Annotated in this window: 1 protein-coding gene; it reads right to left on the bottom strand. The window is 69.4% G+C overall.

Going from position 1 to position 2,206, the window contains the following annotated elements; translation table 11 throughout:
* Positions 1 to 2,206 (bottom strand): hypothetical protein (locus FNH09_RS47445; protein WP_162470116.1); only part of this gene is annotated, 2,206 nt, incomplete at both ends.

Genomic DNA, 2,206 nt, shown 5'->3' on the forward strand with positions numbered 1-2,206 from the left:
CCTTGGGGGAGGGCGTCGGGTGCGGGCTCGTGGTAGTTGCCGAGGAGGCTGCCGGTGATGTCGGGGCGGTGGGGGGTGGTGTCGTCCTGGTATTCGTCGCGCAGGCCGAGTTGGTGGCCGAGTTCGTGGGCGTAGTCGATGGGGTTGGCGTCGTGGTGCCAGGTGCGGTGGTCCATCGGCCGGGAGTGGTCGCTGAGGTCGACGGTGAGGTGGGGTTTGGTTCCGGGTGTGGCGACTTGGACGGTGATGTGGAGGAGGTCGCCGTTGGGGAGGCGGTGGCCGGGGTTGTTGTAGTAGCCCTGGACGCCCTGGGCGAGTTTGGCGTGGACGGCGGTGCTGTCGCCGCCGCGGTAGGCGACGGTGACGGTGAGGTCGGTGATCGTGTCGCCTTCGTGCTGGAGGCGACGGACGTCGAAGCGGGAGGGGACGGTGAAGCGGGGCGTACGGTCGAGCCGCATCCGGGGCCGTGTGGATGGTCCGGCCTCGGCGGTGGTGTCATCCTGACCGGCCGCGGGTCGTGAGTCGGCGAGGGCGAGGTCGACCTCGCGGAGAGCCTCGGCGACGACGTCGGCGTGCTGGTCCAGTTCTTCCTGCAGTGCCGCCTTCTGCCGGGGGTCGAGGGTCGTGTCGATCCTCTGCTGGAGTTCGTCGGCGCGCAGGCCGGCGGCCTCCAGGGCTGCTTCGGCCGTGCGCAGTCGAGTGCGGTCAGCGGCCGGCTCCTCGATCACCGCCTCTGCGGGGTTCTGCGGGTGTGACTGTGCGACCGGCGCCGGAGTGGATCGTTGTCCGGGCCTGGGTGCCCGGGCGGCGACGTCGCCGGGGGTGGTGACGGGCAGTCGGGGTGGGGTGTCGGTGCCGTGGTAGGTGATGGACGCGCCCTCGCCCAGGGCCAGGAACTCGTTCTCCCCCTCGCCCAGGAGAAGCGAGCGGTCCGGGTCTGTTTCTGCCCGGCTCTGGAGGTAGGTGCCGAATACGCGGTGCAGCGGCACCTTCTGGGACGTCACCCAGAAGGGGCCGAGCGTGTGGCTGCTCTCGTCAGTGGGGTCCTTGTACGGGGTGAGGAGGCTGTACGACTCCGCTGGCCCCCGTCGCATCTGCACCTCGGCGCCCATGGTCGGCGGGCCGCCGCCGTTCTGCTCCTCCAGCAGGTCCCGCTTCTCCAGGCGGATGAGTTGGACGATTCCTTGTTCGGCGTCGACGTTGGGCATCTTGACCCGGTTGAGCACCTCGTAGGTGAAGGCGTGTTGGGCGACCATGCTGCGTATGTACGCCTTGTGGTCCAGGTACTGCGGGTCGAATCGGGTGACCGGGTAGTCGCGGCCGTCCGACAGCCAGGTGTCGTTCCTCAGGCCGCTGTTCAGTCCGGCCAGGTAATAGCCATCGGGTGACTTCGGCGGTCGGAAGTGGCTGACCATGACCTTGAACCGCTGGGACTCGGTGTTGATCGAACCACCGGCTTGATCGGTCGCCCAGGCGGCCAGCCAGTTGCTGTCCCCGCCGTTGGTGTTGAGCCAGGTGTGGAATGCGGCGGACACTCCGGCGGGGCCGCGCAGCGAACCGCCCACCGGGCCGGTCGGGTCGGCCGGGTCGACCAGGGCCCATGGCGTGTCCTCGGGATCCACCACGCCCCGGTCCCGCGACCAGTTCGGGTTGGCGACCAGTTCGCGGGGCAGGTCGTCGAGCAGTCCGCTCTCTCTGAGGAGCATCTGCATCCGTAGGAACTCACTGCGGTACTCGGGACGCCAACCGTCGTCCTCCAGCAGCTTGTCGGTCTTCAACAGGTGCTTCGCGGCTGCCTTGTCCTCGTCGGAGGCCGCGGGGTCCGCTTGTGTGCGTTCGGCGCGCTCAACGACGAGGGCGAGGTAGGTGGCGGCCGGTTCCATCACGGCGTTGAACGCGTCGTTGCCGTCCCACGGATCGTCCCAGTCGGCGGTCTCGCGGTCGTCCATGTACCGCAGCGGCACCGTCACGCCGCCGGAGGAGTGGGTGACCACGGCGAAGGGTTCCAGCTCGGGTGCCAGCGACCACAGTGTCGCCGCGTTGAAGGCTCCCTCCGGGAGGCTGTCCGGCGCGACGTAGGTCACCAGGGACGAGGGGTCGAAGGGTTCGCTCTGCTCTGCCTCGTCGTCCGGTGTGGGCTCCGGTGAGGGGGGCGTCTGGGCGGGCGTCTGTGCGGCGACGGGAGGTGGGGCGGTCCAGGTGAAGT

Origin of the sequence: Streptomyces adustus (assembly GCF_009377175.1) — a bacterium.
Classification (GTDB): domain Bacteria; phylum Actinomycetota; class Actinomycetes; order Streptomycetales; family Streptomycetaceae; genus Streptomyces; species Streptomyces adustus.